General features: G+C 53.6%; 14 protein-coding genes. 7 read left to right on the top strand and 7 right to left on the bottom strand.

The features are described 5' to 3' along the window. Positions 1-5: 5 nt before the first annotated feature. From ppk1 to HJG40_RS09660, 5 genes are all read right to left on the bottom strand, one after another. Positions 6-2,111 (bottom strand): polyphosphate kinase 1, encoded by a 2,106-nt coding sequence (ppk1, locus tag HJG40_RS09680; protein ID WP_215864001.1) that lies wholly within the window; start codon positions 2,109-2,111, stop codon positions 6-8. Further along, positions 2,104-2,970 carry a bifunctional methylenetetrahydrofolate dehydrogenase/methenyltetrahydrofolate cyclohydrolase FolD gene (gene folD / locus HJG40_RS09675; RefSeq protein ID WP_215864000.1) on the bottom strand — a complete coding sequence of 289 codons (867 nt, stop codon included), beginning with the start codon at positions 2,968-2,970 and terminating at the stop codon, positions 2,104-2,106. The genes ppk1 and folD overlap by 8 nt, the downstream gene beginning before the upstream one ends. 387 nt (positions 2,971-3,357) lie before the next feature. Then, positions 3,358-6,444, bottom strand: coding sequence for an efflux RND transporter permease subunit (locus HJG40_RS09670; RefSeq protein ID WP_215863999.1), 3,087 nt, complete (start codon positions 6,442-6,444; stop codon positions 3,358-3,360). Positions 6,445-6,453: 9 nt separating this feature from the next. Then, entirely contained in the window at positions 6,454-7,539 is a 1,086-nt protein-coding gene (locus HJG40_RS09665) for an efflux RND transporter periplasmic adaptor subunit (RefSeq protein ID WP_215863998.1), read from the bottom strand. A gap of 42 nt (positions 7,540-7,581) precedes the next feature. Beyond that, entirely contained in the window at positions 7,582-9,081 is a 1,500-nt protein-coding gene (locus HJG40_RS09660) for an efflux transporter outer membrane subunit (RefSeq protein ID WP_215863997.1), read from the bottom strand. Between the two features lie 244 nt (positions 9,082-9,325). Here HJG40_RS09660 and HJG40_RS09655 point away from each other — a divergent pair, with 244 nt between their 5' ends. After that, positions 9,326-10,132: a tetratricopeptide repeat protein gene (locus HJG40_RS09655; protein WP_215863996.1), complete on the top strand. Its 807-nt coding sequence runs from the start codon at positions 9,326-9,328 to the stop codon at positions 10,130-10,132. Positions 10,133-10,245: 113 nt separating this feature from the next. On the opposite strand, the gene HJG40_RS09650 is transcribed toward HJG40_RS09655, so the two are convergent. Continuing rightward, positions 10,246-10,824, bottom strand: coding sequence for a Maf family protein (locus HJG40_RS09650; RefSeq protein WP_215863995.1), 579 nt, complete (start codon positions 10,822-10,824; stop codon positions 10,246-10,248). 11 nt (positions 10,825-10,835) lie between these two features. After that, the gene (gene ppc, locus HJG40_RS09645; RefSeq protein WP_215863994.1) at positions 10,836-13,625 is read right to left on the bottom strand and encodes a phosphoenolpyruvate carboxylase; all 2,790 of its coding nucleotides are present in this window, start codon (positions 13,623-13,625) and stop codon (positions 10,836-10,838) included. A gap of 287 nt (positions 13,626-13,912) precedes the next feature. Here ppc and hfq point away from each other — a divergent pair, with 287 nt between their 5' ends. The 6 genes from hfq to HJG40_RS09615 form a co-directional block, all read left to right on the top strand. Then, a complete protein-coding gene (hfq, locus tag HJG40_RS09640; protein WP_010636787.1) occupies positions 13,913-14,182 on the top strand; it encodes an RNA chaperone Hfq in 270 nt (89 codons plus the stop codon). Then, positions 14,179-15,531 (top strand): ribosome rescue GTPase HflX, encoded by a 1,353-nt coding sequence (hflX, locus tag HJG40_RS09635; protein ID WP_226857364.1) that lies wholly within the window; start codon positions 14,179-14,181, stop codon positions 15,529-15,531. The genes hfq and hflX overlap by 4 nt, the downstream gene beginning before the upstream one ends. Further along, a complete protein-coding gene (gene hflK, locus HJG40_RS09630) occupies positions 15,518-16,723 on the top strand; it encodes an FtsH protease activity modulator HflK (RefSeq protein WP_215863993.1) in 1,206 nt (401 codons plus the stop codon). Before hflX ends, hflK begins: the two co-directional genes overlap by 14 nt. Continuing rightward, on the top strand, positions 16,720-17,592 hold the full coding sequence (gene hflC, locus HJG40_RS09625; RefSeq protein WP_215863992.1) for a protease modulator HflC: 873 nt from the start codon (positions 16,720-16,722) through the stop codon (positions 17,590-17,592). The genes hflK and hflC overlap by 4 nt, the downstream gene beginning before the upstream one ends. Further along, on the top strand, positions 17,592-18,794 hold the full coding sequence (locus HJG40_RS09620) for an ATP phosphoribosyltransferase regulatory subunit (RefSeq protein WP_215863991.1): 1,203 nt from the start codon (positions 17,592-17,594) through the stop codon (positions 18,792-18,794). The genes hflC and HJG40_RS09620 overlap by 1 nt, the downstream gene beginning before the upstream one ends. A 32-nt stretch (positions 18,795-18,826) precedes the next feature. Beyond that, positions 18,827-19,781, top strand: a 955-nt coding sequence (locus tag HJG40_RS09615) for an adenylosuccinate synthase (protein ID WP_215863990.1), incomplete at its 3' end; no start/stop codon positions are given.

Here is a 19,781-nt window from a genome sequence, read left to right as displayed (position 1 = left end):
CTTTTTTAGCCATGATGACTGCTGCGATCATAATGCCGCAGCAGGATTTCCTGGGCGGATTGACAGTCATCTTCCGGGTTTCGGCGCAAATGTTCATAGCTGCCGTCCGCTTTCATGAGCCAGGCATTGCAGTCATCTTGCAGATAAAGTTGCAAGGTTTCCTCGAGAACTCGAGCGCGCAGGTCCGGGTCCAGTATGGGAACGGCCACCTCCAGGCGTCTAAACAGGTTGCGACCCATCCAGTCCGCGCTGGAAATCCACAGCTTGGGATGTCGTCCATTGCCAAAATAATAAACCCGACTGTGTTCCAGAAAACGACCGACAATGGAGCGCACCCGAATATGCTCGGAAACGCCAGGGATGCCGGGACGCAGGGCGCAGGCACCGCGCACTACCAGATCAATTGCGACACCCGCCTGGGAGGCCCGGTACAGGGCACGAATCAACTCCGGCTCTACCAGCGCGTTTACCCGTGCCAGAATACGTCCTTCGCTACCCCTGCGGGTTTCTGCTTCAATGGCTTGCATGACGCTGTTAAACAGGGTGAAGGGACTTTGCAGCAGGCGCCGCAATTGCGGCACCTTGCCCATGCCGGTGATGTGCATGAACAAGTCGTTCATGTCGGCCGTAATGTCAGAATCGGCGGTCAACAGGCTCAAGTCGGTATAAATCCTGGCGTTGCGGGGGTGGTAGTTACCTGTGCCGAGATGACCATAAAGGCGGATACCTTCTTCCTCACGACGCAATACCAGAATCATTTTGGCATGGACTTTGTGGTTGACGACCCCGTACACGACCTGTACACCCACTTCTTCCAGACGCTCGGCCATACGGATGTTGTTGGCTTCATCAAAGCGTGCCTTGAGTTCCACCACGGCAGTGACCTGCTTACCAGCCAGAGCTGCTTCAATCAGGGCATCAATCAGAGGCGAGTCAGGAGTGGTGCGATACAGGGTCTGTTTGATACCAATAACCTGGGGATCACTCGCCGCCTGACGCAGAAAATCGAGCACCGGATTAAAGCTCTGGTAGGGATGATGCAGCAGAATTGGTGCTTCACGCAGGCGCACAAAAATATTTTCCGGCCGGGAGCAGACGCTGGGTAGCCCCGGTACGAAAGGCGGAAAAAGCAGGTCCTGGCGCGGCACCATGTCAATAATGGCCGCCAGTCTGGACAAGTTCACCGGTCCGGCCAGTGAATAGAGATTGTCATCGGCCAGTTCAAAATGTTTGAGCAGATAATCGACGACTTCGCGGGGGCAATTGTTGGCGACTTCCAGGCGTACAGCTTCCCCGAAAGGACGCATGGGCAATTCGTCCACCAGTGCGTCCAGAAGGTTATCCACTTCTTCCTCATCCACAAACAGTTCGCTGTTACGGGTGACCCTGAACTGGTAAAAACCGAGAATTTTCAGGCCGGGAAACAGTGCAGTGACGTGTTCGTGAATGACGGAGGAAAGAAAAACGAAATCGCTGGGACCCGCCAGATGGGGAGGGATCTGGATGATTCGGGGAAGAATCCTGGGGGCCTGGACGATGGCAATGGGGCTGCGCCGTCCGTAAGCATCCTGTCCTTCCAGAACAATGGCAAAATTCAGACCCTTGTTTTGCACTTTAGGAAAGGGATGCGCCGGGTCCAGGCTGAGAGGGGTCAACAAGGGCATGACTTCGGTCTGAAAATAATTGCTGATCCAGCGCTTTTGTGCGGCTCGCCATTCCTTGCGCCGCAGCAGCCTAATGCCTTCTTTGGCCAGGGCCGGGAGCAGACGTTGGTTCAGGCAGAGGTACTGTTCCTGGATGATTTCATGGGCCATTTGTGCAACGGCTGCAATTTCCCGATCCGGACCCAGCATGTCAGGGCCCAAGGGTCCGGCACCGAATTTGCGCCTTTGCAGTAATCCGGCCATGCGTACTTCAAAAAACTCATCGAGATTACTGGAAACAATGGTCAGAAAGCGTAAGCGCTCCAGTAACGGGACGCGTGGATCATCGGCCAGTGCCAGTACGCGTTGGTTAAAGGCGAGAATACTCAGATCACGATTGAAATAGAGATCTGCATTATCCAGAGATGCCGGATTTTCAGAGGATTCTGACGGCTCGTTTTCAGTCATGACGTTGCTGCACTCTTTGCTCGGCGGCAGTCACGGTGTTTTGTAGGAGCGTGGCCACGGTCATGGGCCCGACTCCGCCAGGAACCGGAGTAATCCAGGCTGCTCTTTTTTCGGCTTCGGCAAAGTCTACATCGCCGGTCAGGCGTCCATCCGGCAAACGATTGATACCAACATCAATGACCACAGCGCCGTCGCGGACCCACTGACCGGGAATCAAACCCGGCTTGCCAGCGGCAGCAATCAGAAGTTCTGCGCGCTCCACATGGGCTTGAAGGTTGCGGGTAAAGCGATGACAAACTGTGACGGTGGCCCCTGCCAGTAAAAGCTCCATAGCCATGGGTCGTCCGACAATATTGGAGGCACCAACAATCACCGTCTCCTTGCCGCGAACATCCAGGTCAATTTCATCAAGCAGGGTCATGATACCGGCTGGTGTGCAGGAACGCAGCAAAGGCGCGCGGAGGACGAGGCGTCCGACGTTATAGGGATGAAAGCCATCCACATCTTTCTGGACGGCTATGGCTTCAATGATGACTTCAGGATCAAACTGAGGGGGGAGGGGTAATTGCACGAGAATGCCATCAATGCTGTCATCAGCATTTAACTCGGCTATTTTCTGGAGTAGTTGTTCAGGACTGCTTGTGGCCGGGAGATTTACCGCCAGAGAATGGATACCCACGCTTTTGCAGGTGTCGCGTTTTTTCTGGACATACACTTCGGAGGCCGGATTATTACCTACCAGAACCACTGCCAGGCCTGGAGCCCGACCATGGTTTTTGAGAAACGTCCTACTTTTTTCGGCAGTTTCTGCCTGCAGTTTTTTGGCAATAGCTTTGCCATCAATACGTTGCGCAGTCATTGCTTCCCCTGCGCTGAAGCTGAACGGCCTGGGGAAACCCTCTTTATCATGAAATCAACCTTATGAATGATCTGCGTCGTTTTAAATACTCTAATATCCCAGCATTCTTCTGTTCCCTCGATTTTTTGTCAAGTGAAAACCGGATACTGACCCCCTGAAAACGGCGGGTGGCTGGGAAGCTTTTTGCTCCAACGTCCCTTGCCTGTTGTTCTAAGGTTCATCCTGCTGTCAGGAGAGAACTCGCCCTATGGGCTCAAACAGCTCTCCTGACGGGCGCAGGATTTCACCAAGAACAACAACGGCGCGGGACAAAGTCGCTGCAAAGCTTCCCAGCCACCCACCGTTTTCAGGATCAAAAGCCTGACCTGATCAGCCAGTGAGACCGGATCAGGAAACCGACTCGGCTGGTTCCTCGCTTCCACGCAAATCCTTGGCCAGCACCATATACATGGCGGGTACCACGAACAGTGAAAACAGCGCGCCAATGCCCAAACCGGTGAAAATGACCAGACCCATCTGGAAACGACTGACGGCGCCAGGTCCGTTCATGAGGAGCAGGGGGAGAACCCCGAGTACCATGGCTCCGGTGGTCATCAGAATCGGGCGCAAACGAATACTCGACGCCTTTTCTACGGCGGCGCGTTTGCCCAATCCTTCGTGACGCTGAATTTCATTGGCAAACTGCACAATCAGAATACCCTGCTTGGCAATCAAACCGATCAGAGTGATCAGGCCCACCTCCGTGTAGATATTGATGGAGGCCAACCCCAGGCTGACAAATATCAGCGCACCACTAATGGACATGGGCACGGTAATCAGCACAATCAAGGGGTCCCGGAAACTTTCAAACTGAGCCGCCAACAGCAGGTAAATCAGGATGATAGCGAGCGCAAAAGTGGTCAACAATCCACCACTTTCCTGCATGTACTCGCGCGACTGGCTGGCGTAGTTGACCGAAAAGTCTTTGGGCATGATTTTGTCGGCGGTGGTCCGGAAGAAATTCAGGGATTGCCCCATGGTCACCCCCGGCTTGGGAACCGCCTGAATGGTGACCGAGTTGAGCTGCTGAAATTGCGGCAGGAACTGGGGTTCAACCTTGGTTTCGATGGATACGACCGTTGACAGGGGCACCATTTGCCCCGTCGCCGTGGCAATATAGTAGTCCTTAAGGGCCTCCGGGTCCGTGCGGAACTTGTCCGGCACCTGGGGAATAACCTTGTAGCTGCGTCCCTGCATATCAAAGCGGTTGACATAGTTGCCGCCCAGCAAAGGTTGCAGATCCTGGGCAATTTCCGCCATGGTCAAACCCAGATTGGCGGCGATATTGCGATGGATTTTCAGCACCAGTTCCGGATTGTCAATACGCAAGTCCTTGGTTACATAAAAGAACATTCCGCTTTGGTAGGCCTTGGCAATGACCTGATCCGCTACCTGATCCATTTTATCGTAGCTGCCGGGGCTCTGCAGAACAAATTGTACTGGCAGGCCGCCCGCAGATCCGGGTAATGGTGGCGGCAAGAAAGAGGCCACCTGCAGCCCAGGAACGCTTTGCAATTGCTGCTGCAATTTGGGCTGAATCTGCATGGCCGTAACGGAACGATCAGCCCAGTTGGTCAAACGCATACCTGCAAAAAGGCTGTTGGTTCCACCACCACTACCGACAGAAATTCCAGTGACCATGAAAGTCGCCTTTTTTTCCGGATAGTTATTGAAAACCTTCAAAATCTGCTTGCCATAATGCGCCAGTCGGTCCGGGGTGATAGTCGGACCACCAGTACCAGCATTGAAAATGATGCCCTGATCTTCCTGTGGCGCCAGTTCCGATTTGGAAGTGGAGAACAGGAAATAAATACTGCCGAATACGACAATGGCAAAAAGCATGACTACGGGCACAAAATTCAGGACACCATGCAGAACTCGGTCATAAAAACCTCTTAAACCGACAAAGCGCTGATCGATGAAGTGCTCAAAGCCATGTTCCTTGGTGGGCTTCAAGACCTTGCTGGAGAGCATGGGCGACAGCGTCAAAGCCACAATCATGGAAATCAGCACCGCTGCCACCAGGGTAAAGGCAAATTCTCCAAACAGACTGCCGGTGAGCCCACCCATAAAGCCAATCGGTGCAAACACCGCAATCAAGGTGGTGGACATGACGATAATCGGACCACCCAGTTCGCGTCCGGTCAGCAAGGCGGCATCAAAAGGGCTCTTGCCTTCATCAATATGCCGATGCACGTTTTCTACAACGATAATGGCGTCATCCACCACCAGCCCAATGGCCAGAACCACTGCCAGCAGGGTCAGCAGATTGATGGTGAAGCCCATGGACCACATGATCAGGCCTGCGCCAACAATGGACAGAGGAATAGCCACTGCCGGAATAACCACTGCCCGGAATGAGCCGAGGAAGAGGAAGATAACCAGCACGACCACCGCCAGGGTGATACCAATGGTCATCAATACTTCGTCAATGGAAGCCTTGATAAATGCACTGGCATCATAAGGAATTTCTTCGTGCATACCCGGCGGCAGACTTTTTTTGAGTTTCGCCAGAGCGGTTTTGACGCCTGCGGCTACGTCCAGAGAATTGGCTGAGGGAGATTCCTGAATGCCGATGAACGCTGCCGATTTACCATTAAAAAAGGCCTGGGAATCATAATTCTGGGCACCGAGTTCAACATGGGCGACATCTTTCAGGCGAATCAGAGTGTTACCCGACTGCTTGATGACCAGATCACGGAATTCACTGACATTGTGCAGACTGGTAGTAGCCACAATGGTGTTTTGTACAGTTTTACCCCGGGTCCGCCCCACGGCCGAGATGAAATCATTGGCTGTCAGCGCTTGGGAAACCTGGGCAGCAGTCACATTGAGTGCGGCCATTTTCTGCGGGTTCAGCCAGACGCGCATGGCATAGGTATTCCCATTGCCGGCACCAGGAGGCAAAATCTGGGCTTCACCGACACCATGTACTGAGGCCAAACGCGGTTGCGCCACGCGCAGCAAATAATCAGTAATTTGTTGCTGACTGAGCTGATTTCCGTAAAAAGCGATATACATCAAATCTGTTGTGTCGCCCACTGTGACGTTGATCACGGGTAACTGGCTACCCGTGGGTAACTGATCAGTCACCTGCTGGACTTTGGATTGAATGTTGGCCACTGCGGCGCTGGGACTGTAATTCAGCTTCATGTACACCGTAATGGTGGAGGACCCCTCCGCACTGTTGGAGGTCATGTAGTTGATGTCCGGGGCGCTGGCGATGACCTTTTCAAGACGTGCGGTAATAAAGCCCTGCACAGTACTGGGACTGGCACCGGGGTAAGCCGTGGTGACTGTCACCACCGTATTGACCAGGGCCGGATATTCCCGGACGGTCATCATGGTGTAGGCATGGAGACCCAGCAGGAAAATCACCAGACTCAACGCCGTAGCGAGTACCGGGCGACGAACAAAAATATCCGTAAATTTCATGAGCTAGCCTTACGCGTCGTGACTGATGGTAACAAGGCTGCCATTGACCAGTTTGACCTGACCGGCGGTGACGATTCTGTCGCCTTGCTTCAATCCTGAGAGTATTTCCACCATGCCGTCGCGTTGCTTACCGGGTTTGATGACCTGTTGCATGGCGGTTTCCTGAGTTTTACCATCCTTTTTTTCCTGATGGATGATATAAACATAATCACCATACGTGTTGTAGGAAATGGCAGATACTGGAATGACCAGGACCTTTTCCGTGGTATCGCGCACCACCGTCAACTCCCCGAACAGTCCTGGCCGGAGCTGATTTTTGGGGTTGTCAATGGTGGCTTGTACTTCTATCTGCCGGGTAGTGCTGTTGACGGCAGAACCCAGAGCCGTCACTTTTCCAGAAAAGGTTTGTCCGGGCAGGGCATCGGTTTGGATCTGTACCGGAGTCCCGGCCTGAATATTCTGGAGGTCACTTTGCGGCAGGGTGAAGTTGGCATAGAGCGGGCTCCAGGACTGCAGGTCCACTATTTTGGTGCCGGGAGTCAGATACTGACCCACATTCACCTGGCGGATGCCGAGATAACCACTGAAGGGTGCGCGAATGGTCAGTTTGTTCAGCGTCGCCTGAATATCCTTGATGGCAGCCTGATCCGTCTGATAGGTAGCCTGGGCTGAATCCAGCTGGGCCTGGCTGGCCGCCTTGGTGGCGATTAATTCTTGGGTACGATGCAAATTGCTGGAAGCCAGTCGCAGTTGTGCCTGATCACTGGCGAGTTGGGCCAATTGCGTGGAATCATCAATTTGCACCAGCGGCGTCCCTGCCTGTACATACTGACCGGAGCGAAAATGAATGGCAGTTACATTGCCGGCAATCTGGGGGGTAACATCTACACCCTGAACGGCCGCCAGCGAGGCTACGGCGCGCAGTTGCGGGTGCCAGTGGGCAATTTCTGCTGTTGCGGCGCTCACGGTGACTACCGGTTTGGGCATGTGCGCCATGGCTTCGGCGATTTTGCTGTTGACGAAGGCTTTAAACCCAAAAATTCCGCCAAAAACAATCAGCAGGCCAATAATGACAATCACAAATGCTTTTTTCATATTTCAGTCTCCGCAGAGGATGGCTGCGATCAATAAAAAGGTTTAAGAATGTTTAGGTGTAGTCGCTGACTTCTGATCCGGCTTGTTCCACCAGCCACCCCCCAAAGCCACGAGTAATGCGGCACTATCCTGATAACGCTGGGATTGAGCCTTGATTTCGGCAATTTTGGCAGTGTTGTACTGGACTTCAGCCGTCAGCAGGGTCAGATAATCACTGGCACCGGCGCGATAACTGGCCTGCGCCAGTTTGAGTGCTTCACGGGAAGCGGACAGCGCCTCGCGCTGGGCGGCGAGGGCTTGGGCATCATGTTCCACCGCCCGCAACCCGTTGGCCACCTGATCAAAAGCATTGAGCACGGTGCTGCGGTAGTTGGCGTAAATTACATCATAGGCGGCATGGGCTTCGGCCTTCTGGGCTTCCAGTTTGCCACCTTCAAACAAAGGCTGGGACATGGAACCCACCAGGCTCCAGATGCTGCTGATAGGATCAAAAAAGATGTTGGGATTAGTGGCGGCATTACCGAATGCAGCGGTCAGTTTCACAGTCGGATAAAACTGCGCGCGGGCTTCTCCGATCTGGGCATTGGCCGCTTTCATCTGAGCCATCACGGCGCGGATATCCGGTCTTTGCTGGAGAAGCTGCGACGGTAAGCTGACGGGCAGTTTTTCCGGCAGTTTCAGATCGGTCAGCGTAAAATTCTGGCGTTTGGCATTTGCGGGAAATGCCCCAACGAGAATGGCGAGTTCATGCCGATAGACGGCCAGCTGCTGTTCCAAAGGTGGCAGGGTGGCGGCTTCACTGGCCATCTGACTTTTTTGGGTCATGACAGTGCTGTAGTCGATGGCGCCGGCGCTATACTGGTTTTCGGTCAGTTCAAGCAGCTTTTTTGCGTGGGCAATGATGGCCCTGGTAGCCTGGATTTGTTCTGCGGCAGCCGCTTCATCAATGGCGGTGGTGACAATGTTGCCGGTAAGGGTCAGTTTTGCGGCTTCCAACTGCCACTGTTGGTATTTCACCAGCTCTTCGCTGTTGCGATACACCAGTTTATTGACGCCGAAAACGTCCGGGTAATAGGACACCCCCAACGACCCGTTGATCAATGCGTAATGGATGCCCCTACTACCACCAAAAGTGGCGGCAGTAGTTTTGCTGCGATTGGCCTGCAGGGTACCGGTTACTTGCGGGTAAAAGATGCTGGCATTGGCGCGCGCTGTGGCTTGGGCTTCCCGCATTTGGGCCTGGGCCGCCGCAATGGTCGGACTGTTTTTCAGGCCCACGCTGATGAGGGTATCCAAGGCTTTGGAGTGGAACAGTTTCCACCATTGTTCATGCAGCTCGGTGCCATACTGGATTTCCTGCGCTGCTCCGGCCATACCGCCGGGCGCTATGGTTTTTACCGGACTTTTGCCCGCCGTATAAGCCATTTTGTCGGAAGGCGCGGGCGGCACCCGTAGCTTGGGTTCAAAGCTACAGGCCGCCAGGCTGCTGGCAACACCTAGGGCCAAGAGGGCCGCAACGGGTTTGGGTAGTGGTTTGTGCACAAAAAATTACCTCTCAGAGGTCTGAACCGACCGGTCAGTATAATGGCGACAATTGGCAATTCTGTCAAACCTGAGCTTATTCCGGCAATGGAATCATGACGAGTACAATCGACCGTAACCCCTGCCCAGTCATTTAAGCCAAATTGTGTCATGAATATAAAGGCTTGAAAAATGCTTCAGAACGCTTGATTCTTGGAGTATTTCACCCCATATTGACTACGCAACATTTTTATTGGGGGAGCGAATGAATAAAAAATTTTTGGGAACAAGCATCCTGCTTGTTAGTTTAGTCACGGCACCTTTAGCATGGGCCGAACCTTCTGTCACTCAGGTGACGCAAGCCATTCAAAGTGGTCATCTGGATCAGGCACAAAGCATGATGCAGGAAGTGCTTGGTACCCATCCGAATTCTGCGGAGGCGCAATACCTGGAGTCGAGAATTCTGGCGCGTCAGGGTAAATGGTCAGAAGCCGCAGCGGCCCTGCAGAAATCTGAACAACTGGCTCCGGCTATGCCTTTCGTCAAGTCGGAAGTCTTGCAGAAATTCAAAAAATCCGTACAGGGGCATAGTCAGGCCGTGACCAGGCCGGCGGCGGAAAAAAAGAGCCCCTGGGGTTCTGCTTTGGTCTTTTTTCTGGGTCTGATTGTGCTGATTGCGGTGATTTCCATGTTTTTACGGCGGCGTCGGCAGAATGCACAACTCATGTATCGGGGTGGGCCGACCCCGGGGCCTTTTGGCAGCATGAACGGTAGTTATGGACCGAATGGACCGGGGTATCCTGGCGGCCCGATGGGTGGGATGCCGCAACAGGGTGGTGGCTTGGGCTCTAGTCTCGCATCGGGAATTGCTACCGGAGTCGGGGTGGGTGCCGGGCTGGCTGCCGGGCAGGCGCTTGCTGGAAGTTTGTTTGGTGGTCACGATGCTGCTGGAGCACAAGCTAATGCATCAGGCAATGATGACCTGGGCCTGACCGACAATTCCTGGGGTAATGACCAGCTAGCCAGTAATGATGATTTCGGCATGGATGATGGCGGTGATGGCTGGGGCTGACCCTTTGTTATTTGCCTAAATTAAAGAAGGGGCGACTGGATAAGTCGCCCTTTTTTACTTCCTGGCTGGTCGGACCTGCTGCAAGACTTCACCCTAATGGTCAGCGCCTGATCTCAGGGGAGCGCATATCCCCGGCGTCGTAACACTTCGGAAATGGTCAGTAGTGGCATTCCCATCAGGGCGTTGGGGTCTGCGCCTTCCATTTTTTCCAGCAGGCTGATCCCCAGACCTTCAGAACGTAAACTTCCAGCACAGTCCAGAGGCTGATCTTTTTCAATGTAGCGACGGATATCCTCCGAACTTAGTGCCCGTAAAGTCAAATAATAGGGAACGATGAACTGCTCTGCGCCGCTGGCATCCGCTATAGCAATACCATTGAGATATTCGACCCGACGACCTTGCATCCATTGTAGTTGCTCTTCGGCCCTGGCGGCAGATTCCGGCTTTCCCAGAACCTGTCCGGCACAACAAGCCATTTGATCCGCGCCGATAACCAATGCTTCAGGGTGGCGAGCTAATACGGCGTGGGCTTTGGCCAAAGCCAGACGCGCTACCAGCTGTTCCGGGGTTTCATCCGGAAGCGGGCTTTCATCAACCTGGGAAGCTACGCAGCGAAAAGGAATTTGCAGGCGCTGCAGCAATGCCTTGCGGTACGGGCTGGTGGAGGCCAGAATCAGTTCAGGTAGCAACATGAAAAGTTTTTTCAGCCGGTGTTACGTTGTCCGGCCGCTATGGCATTGATAGTTCGCAGCAGGGGGTCCAGCCATATTTCACGGAATTCCGGCGGTGCATCATCATTGCGGTAACGGCGGAGCAGAGCGAGCTGAATATGATTTAGAGGCTCCATATATACGTTACGACGCTGCAAAGAAAAAGCGAGGCTGGGGTTGTCGGAAAGCAATTGCTCGGTTCCAGCCATGGCCAGCATCTCTCCAAGGCTCAGCTCAAACTCCCGGCGGATTTTCTGGAAAACCGACGTGGCTTGCTCCTGATCAAGTGGTAAACCGGCATATTCTCCCGCCAGCGCCATGTCGGTTTTGGACATGGCCATGCTGATGTTGCCCATCAGGGCGTGGAAAAAAGGCCAGTGCTGATACATGTCCTGAAGAATTTCCAGTCGTTCGGGTTTTTCCATCCGCCATTGGGCAATAGCAGAACCCAGCCCGAACCATGCTGGAAGAATATGGCGGGACTGTGCCCAGGCAAATATCCAGGGAATCGCCCGAATGGAGCCCATGGAGCGGTCACTGCGCTGTCGGTGTGAGGGGCGTGAACCAATGTTCATGTGCGCTATTTCATTCAGCGGAGTTGCTTCGTAAAAATAATCCAGAAAACCCGGGGTGTTTTCCGTAAGGTCACGATAGGCCTTTTCGCCCAATTGAGTGAGCTCTGTCATGACCTTGAGATAAGCCGGGTTGTCGGGGGTAACCGGGCGGACCAGGCCGATGCTGGCTTTGATGAGGCCGGCGGTGCCGACAGTCAACTCGTATATGGCAGTTTCGAGATTGGCATATTTGAAGGACAGGACTTCACCCTGTTCGGTGATCTTGATTTGTCCACGAACGGTATCTGGTGGTTGCGCCAGAATGGCTTCATAGGTGGGACCACCACCGCGACCGACGCTGCCGCCACGGCCATGAAACACGCGAATTTGAATATTGCGTTTGTCAGCAATGGCAGCCAGGCGTAGCTGGGCCTGATACAGCGACCAACTGGACGATAAAATACCGCCGTCCTTGCAGGAATCAGAGTACCCAAGCATGACCTCCTGGGTGTTTTCCTGGCTGCTGAGGATTTCGGTATAAACCGCGTTATCGAGCAGTGTGGACATGACAGCATCCATACGTTCCAGATCGTGAATAGTCTCAAACAGTGGGGTGACGGCAATTTCACTGTAAAGTCCCTGTCGAGACCAGCCTGCCAGCCCGAATTCCTTGGCCAGCAACAGCACTTCGAGAATATGACTGGCTTCGTGGGTCATGGAAATCACGTAATTTCCAAATCCGGAAGCACTGACCTCGCGGCGAAGTTGGGCGATACAGCGAAACATGGCGCAGGTTTCGGCAGCCAGTGGCGAAAGTTCAGGATGCTGCTCAACCAGCGGACCAGGACGTTTGAGGGCTTCCGTCAGGGTTGGTAACCTGGCTTCTTCAGGCATTTCAAGGTAACCGGCAAAACCCGGGACATCTGCATATAGTTCAGAAATGGTTCGGGAATGCACGGTGGATTCCTGGCGAATATCCAGATTGGCCAGGTGAAAACCGAAGGTCTGTACCAGCCAGACTATATCCTGAATATCGTGGTCGGCGATGTAATCATCATTATGACCGCGCAAGGAGTCACGCACGAGGAGCAGGTCATCCAGAAAGGCTTCGGCTGATCCATAAGCCGGACCAGCGGATTCATTCATGATCTGACCGTTTTCCAGTTGCCGCAGGCGCAAATCCAGCCGGGTCATCATGTAGCGCAGCTTGCGGCGATAGGGTTCACTGGGGAAGCGTTGATCCACCCATTCGGCCAGTTCCGGAAAATCATCGGCGTCGCGTTCCAGGGAAGCGAGCAGGACCGGCGAAATGCCGCAAAACCGGCTGGAATGCCCCAACAGTTGATAAAGACCACTAAGTCGTTGCTGATATTCCTTGAGGACCTCGACACTCTGGGTGCGCAAGGCCCAACTGGTAATGGCGGCAGTGACATTGGGATTTCCATCCCGATCTCCGCCAATCCATGAACCAAAACGAATAAATGCGGGAATGTCGATGTCATCGTTGGCAAATACTCGTCGCGCAGCACGACGGGCGGCGCGATAGGTCATGGGTACGGCTTTGAACAAGCTGTCGCGAAAGAAAAATAAACCGTTCTCCACTTCATCCTGAACTTGGGGTTTGTTGGTGCGAACTTCTTCGGTTTCCCAGAGAATCTGAATTTGTGCCCGTAAATTGTCGGTGACTTCTTTTTCTTCTTCGTCGCTCAGGCTGGGGTCATCGAGTTTTTGACTGACCACGAAAATGCGGCGTAGTCCGTGCAGAACCGTGCGTCGTTTGGATTCGGTGGGATGCGCCGTAAAAACGGGGAGATAACGAGTCTGGTCGAGCAAAAACTGGATCTGCCCGGGGGTGATACCCTGTTGCTGGAGGGATCGGAAGGTTTCTTCAAAGGAGCCCGTCCACAATCCGTAACCTTTTTGCAGAAGGCGGCGACGCTGCAGATGCTGGGATTCTTCTTCGGCAATGTTGACCAGACTGAAATAGGTGTTGAAGGCACGAATCACCAGTACCAGATCATCCTGGGGCAAGGCGTCTATGAAGCGGGCAAGGCGTTCCCGTAGGCGGGAATCTTCTTTTTTATGGAGGCGGATATAGCCTTGGCGAAGCTGTTCCACGGCGTTGAAAACCCGGGTTCCGGCCTGCTCGCGTAATACTTCACCGAGCAGATTGCCCAGTAATTTCACGCGACTACGGAGCGCCTTATCATCGATGGCCGTTTTGTCCACTAATTGCTTCTCCTTGAATTTAGGAACCTTCCACCGTCAGGACCATCTGGATGACAGGCAGATTTCGATTCTAAGCTAATGGCAAGCAGGCTGCAGGTCAATCATTCACGGCTGGATCGCTGGCCGCAGTCACTTCAGTCCATCATGAATAGGGAGGAATGAGTGGACCTTATAAGCATGGCTTTCCCGTCTATTTTGAGCTAGTCTAAGTTTCATGCAGTGAAATCTGTCCCGCAGGCTTTTCACTACCCTAAAAGCGCCATGAAGCATAGTCAAGGAGATAAAAAATGGCCGGTCAACAAAAAGGACAAATTCTTCAGGATCCTTTTCTTAATTTGCTGCGTAAGGAACATGTTCCCGTCGCCATCTATCTGGTCAACGGGATCAAGTTGCAGGGATTTGTCGAATCCTTCGACCAGTTCGTTGTTTTGTTGCGGAATAATGTCAGCCAAATGATTTACAAACATGCCATTTCTACGGTGGTTCCCGGTCGTGATGTGCGCTTGCCTTTGCCTGAGGGCGAAGGTGAGGTGACGGCGACAGAAGAAGAGGCCTGATTCTGACCCATAGTGCAGTTGCAGTAGACGCGCCCCGTGAGAGGGTCCTTCTGGTTCATGTGATATTACATGGCGAAGTGGATCTCGACGACGGGGCCGAATTTTTTCATCTGGCTACCGACAGCAATGCGGATGTTCTGGAATTAATTCCCGTGACCCGCAATCGCCCTGATCCAGCAACTTTTATTGGTAGTGGCAAAGTGCAGGAACTGGCCGAAAAAGTGCGGGAAACGGCAGCCGATCTGGTTTTGTTTGACCGCTCGCTGAGTCCGGTGCAGGAGCGCAATCTGGAACGGGCCTTGCAGTGCCGGGTTATTGATCGGGTCGGGTTGATTCTGGATATTTTTGCCCGGCGTGCCCATACTCATGAGGGTAAATTACAGGTCGAGCTTGCTCAATTGACCCGCTTGCGGACGCGCCTGATTCGCGGCTGGACCCATCTGGAGCGGCAACGGGGTGGCATTGGCTTGCGTGGTCCCGGTGAAACACAGCTAGAGACAGACCGCCGCCTGATTGGCGAGCGTATTCAGTCCCTGCGGCACAAGCTGGTCAAGGTGGCTGCCCATCGGGCGACCCAGCGCCGGGCCCGCCAGCGCGCTCCGTTGCCGACCGTAGCTTTGGTGGGCTATACCAATGCGGGTAAATCCACTTTGTTCAATGCCCTGACCGAGCGCAGTAATTATACGGCAAATCGTTTGTTTGCGACCTTGGACCCGGCTATTGGCCGTTTGCAGGTTGCCGGGCAGGATGCAGTATTGCTTGCCGATACGGTGGGCTTCATGCGTGACTTGCCGACGGATCTGATTGCTGCATTTCGGGCAACGCTGGAAGAGGTGAATCAGGCGCAATTGCTCTTGCACGTCGTCGATGGCAGCGCGGTGGACCGTGATACGCAAATGGCTGCAGTCGAATCCGTCCTTAAAGAAATTGCGGCGGATTCTCTGCCGGTGCTGGTGGTCTTTAACAAGGTCGATATGACGGGTGAAGCCAGTGGAGGCTTGTATGATGCCTCGGGAACGCTGATTGCGGTGAATGTCAGTGCCCAAAGCGGTGCGGGTCTTGATGCGTTGCTGCAAGCCATTCTCGAACGGGTTGGGCGCTCCATTTTGCGCGTCGAGCTACTGCTGAGTCCTGAGGAAGGGGCTTTGCGTGCCTGCTTGCATCGTCTGGCCAGTGTCATTGACGAGGATTTTGACGAGGAAGGTAAAACCCGCATGGTTTTTGATATTGATGATCTGGCATGGCGTCGTCTGCGCGCGCAAATGCGTGACAATGGTTGTCAGGCGCAGGACCCGACCTCTACAATACCCGAAATAATCAAGGAAGGAGATTGGTATGCCGTGGAGTGATCCGGGCGGAAACGGAAACAACAACAATAATAATAACAACCCCTGGGGACGGCGTCCCAATGCACAAAAGCCTGCTTTTGACATTCAGAAAATTACCCAGGAGTTGAAAAAACTGGGCGGTTTGTTGGGTTCCGGCAAAGGTCGTGGTTCTGGAGGCCCTAAGTGGGATCCGCGCTGGCTGCACCGTTTGCCCATTATTATCATTGGCATACTGATTTTATTCTGGATTGCATCGGGTATTTATATTGTCGGGCCCAATGCGGAAGGCGTGGTACTGCGTTTTGGCAAAGAGGTCGGCATTTCCCAGCCCGGTCTTCATTATCACTTGCCCGAGCCTTTTGAAAGCGTTTCTATACTTAAAACCGCCGAGAATCAACGGATTGTTTTGGGTTACAGTGGCGCGGTCGACACCCTGAATCCTGGGATGATGCTGACGGCCAATGGTGACGTGGTAGATGTTCATTTTGCCGTGGATTACCGTATCAGTAATGCCAGTCATTACCTGTTTTCCAGTATTAATCCCGAGCAGTTAATTCGCTATGCGGCTTTGTCTGCCATGCGCAATGCCGTGGGGAAAAGCCAATTAAAGGCCCTGATGCATGTGGATCAAAGCGCCATGGCCCAGCAGATCCAGCAAAGTAGCCAGAGTCTGCTGACAGGATTGCATGCTGGCGTGACAATCAACGCTGTGCAAATTCTCAGCATTCATCTTCCCAAATCAGTACAGGCTTCCTATACCGACGTGATGACTGCCCGCGAGGACATGGCCCGATCTCGTCGTGAGGCGGAAGCCTATGCCAGCAGTATTATTCCCAAAGCCAAAGGTGAAGCCGCCACTATGGTAACAGCGGCGCAAGCCTACAAGCTGCAGGTGGTGGATCGTGCCAAGGGTGATGCTGCCCGTTTTACGGATTTACTGCAGGCGTACCAGAAGAACCCTCAGGTGGTGAGTGAACGTATGTATCTGCATACCATGCAGGATATTCTCGGCAGTACTCAAAAAGTCATCATGGATAGTCATGGAAAAGCAGTGATTTATTTGCACATGCCCGAAAAAGCTACCGTTCACCCCAGTGCAAGCACGCGCCCGGTAGAGTCGGCCACCGCCGCAGACCGCAGTACGGCCACTGTCGCTAGTACCGACAGTGCTGTCACCCAGCCGCTGCTGCCCGTTTCAGGAGCGCGCTCATGAAAAACTGGATATGGGCTGTACTGATTGTTTTTCTCGCGGTGCTGCTGCTGGCCTCTGCCAGTTTTTATACGGTTAATCAGTCACAAAATGCCTTGCTCATGCAATTTGGCAAGCAAATCAGCGTGCAGAAAGCCCCCGGTCTTTATTTGAAATGGCCGGTTTTGCAAAACGTGGAGTATGTGGACAAGCGGCTGCAAAATTACAGTCCGCAACCAGAGTCCCTTTTGACCCAAGGCAAAAAACCTTTACTGCTGAGTTATTTCGCTGAGTGGCAGGTGGTGAATCCTGGAGTTTATTATGCGCGGCTGCATGATCAGGCTAACGCCCAGACCCAAATTGGCGATGCGCTTCGTGCCGCCTTACGCAGTCACATTGCGACCATGTCCATGGACACGCTCATTGCGGCACGGCAGCAGGAAATTTCCAGTCCGGTTATGCAGGCGGCAGACCAGCACTTGTCCAGTTTTGGGATTCGCCTGGTGGACTTGCGGATTTTGCAGGTGGGCTTGCCCCCGGAACTGCTACAGGCGACTTACAAACGCATGGAAGCAGAGCAAACTCAGCAGGCCAATACCTACCATTCCCAAGGTAAGGCTGATGCGGAGCAGATTCGCGCCAACGCCGAGAAAGAAAAAACCAGCATTCTGGCTGATGCTTACCGTCAACAAGAACAAATCAAGGGGCAGGGTGATGCCGAAGCGGCCTCCATTTATGGGGATGCTTATGGTAAGGATCCGAAATTTTTTGCCTTTTACCGGAGTCTTGAAGCCTATCGTCACGCGTTGAGTGATAAGACCGTGCTGGTACTCAATCCGGATTCTCCATTTTTCAAATATTTTCGGCATTCCTTGAATGAGGCGGGAAAATAATGCGCACCGAAAACCACCCGACCTGGCTTTTGCCCAGCGGTTTCGAGGATATTCTGCCTGCGCGCACAGAGGCTCTTGAACATTGTCGGCGTAATCTTCTGGATCGCTATGCGCTGTGGGGCTACCGTCAAGTAACGCCTCCTTTGGTGGAGCATCTGGAAAGCTTGCTCACCGGTAGTGGCGCTGACCTGGACCTGCAAACTTGGAAACTGTTGGATCAGGATAGTGGTCGTCTGGTAGGCCTGCGCTCGGATATGACTCCGCAGATGGCGCGTATTGACGCCCAGACTTCTGCTTCTGGCGAAATCCGTCGGCTGGCCTATGCCGGTACCGTACTGCGGGCGCGCCCTGATTTGCTGGGGGGCAGCCGTGCACCCTTTCAGGTGGGTGCTGAGTTGTTTGGCGTCGCTGGACCAGAGGGCGATCTCGAAGTACTGTCCCTGATGGTGGAAAGTCTGCGCCACTGCAAGGTCCCCAACCTGTTGCTGGATATTGGTCATGTCAGTATTCCCCAGGCCCTGGCTGATGCGGCTGGTCTTGCCACTACTCAGCGCAATGATTTGTTGCGGCATGTAGAACGCAAGGCCTGGCCGGATGTCCGGCACTGGCTGCAAATTCATGGCGCAGGACAAAGCCTTTGTACCGATTTTGATGCCCTGTCGCGTTTGCAAGGGGATCATGATGTATTAAGTCGCGCACGTCAGCAGTTGGGTCATCATCCGGCCATTGGCAAGGCCCTGGATGATCTCCATTTTGTTTGGGAAGCGCTGCGCTTGCGCTATCCGGATCTCGACATTCAATGTGATCTTTCGGAAATTCGTGGTCATCTCTATCATACCGGCCTGCTGTTCTCCTTATTCGGGCCGCAACGCGGAGAAGCCTTGGCTCGTGGTGGACGCTATGATGACATTGGTGCAGCATTTGGACGTCGTCGCCCGGCAACTGGTTTCAGTCTAGATCTGAAGCCACTGCTGCGAGATCTTCCAGAATCGCGCAGGAGCCAACATATCTGGGCGCCTGCTGGCAGCGATCAGGCTTTATGGAAGGCTATTGCCGAGCAACGTCAGCAGGGGCATGTGGTGGCGCAGGACCTTCTGATGGGCGAATTGCCGGATGAAGCGCAGTTGAAAAATCGGGGTTTTGATGCACTCCTTGAACATTCTTCTGCAGGTTGGGTGTTGCGCTTCCTGGATGCACGTTAAAACTATTTTCCATTTTATTGGCGGAGTGCTCCGTGTCAGATAAGTCAAATGTGGTCATCATCGGTACGCAGTGGGGTGATGAAGGAAAAGGCAAAATTGTGGACTGGTTAACAGAACGTTGCCAGGCGGTGGTACGTTTTCAGGGCGGGCATAACGCCGGACATACGCTGGTGATCGGCACGCGCAAAACCGTACTGCATCTCATTCCTTCGGGTATTTTGCGTGCTGGTGTGTCCTGCTTTATTGGTAATGGTGTAGTTCTGGATCCGCTGGCACTTTTTGCTGAGCTGGATGAATTGCTGCCCGTGATGCCCGATGCGCATGCGCGTCTTTTTGTTTCGGATGCCTGCCCGTTGATTATGCCCTATCACAAAAGCCTGGATCTGGCTCGAGAGCATGCCAAAGGTGATGCAAAAATTGGTACGACCGGTCGTGGGATTGGTCCTGCGTATGAAGATAAGGTAGCACGTCGCGCCTTGCGGGTAGGTGATCTTTTTCACCGCGAGCGTTTTGCCGCAAAGCTCGGCGAAGCACTGGATTATCATAATTTCGTGCTGCAGCATTATTTCAAACAGAAAGCAGAGAATTTTGATGCCATTCTCGATCAATATCTAAGTCTTGCAGAACGGTTGGCGCCCATGGTGGTCGATGTATCCGTACGTCTTGCACAGTTGCAGTCAGAGGGTGCAAGAATTTTATTTGAGGGCGCCCAGGGGACTATGCTGGATGTGGATCATGGCACCTACCCCTATGTCACTTCTTCCAATACGATTGCGGGTGCTGCCTCCGCCGGAAGCGGTGTCGGGCCGGCTGAGCTGGGTTATGTTTTAGGTATCACCAAGGCCTATACCACCCGCGTAGGCGCTGGTCCTTTCCCCACCGAGTTATTCGACGAAACCGGCGTGTTTCTGGCGGAACGCGGCGCAGAAGTGGGCGCGACCACGGGACGGGCCCGCCGTTGTGGCTGGTTTGATGCGGTGGCCTTGC

The organism is Acidithiobacillus concretivorus (genome assembly GCF_018853445.1).
In the GTDB taxonomy this organism is placed as follows: domain Bacteria; phylum Pseudomonadota; class Gammaproteobacteria; order Acidithiobacillales; family Acidithiobacillaceae; genus Acidithiobacillus; species Acidithiobacillus concretivorus.
This window is presented reverse-complemented; position numbering and strand designations above follow the sequence as displayed.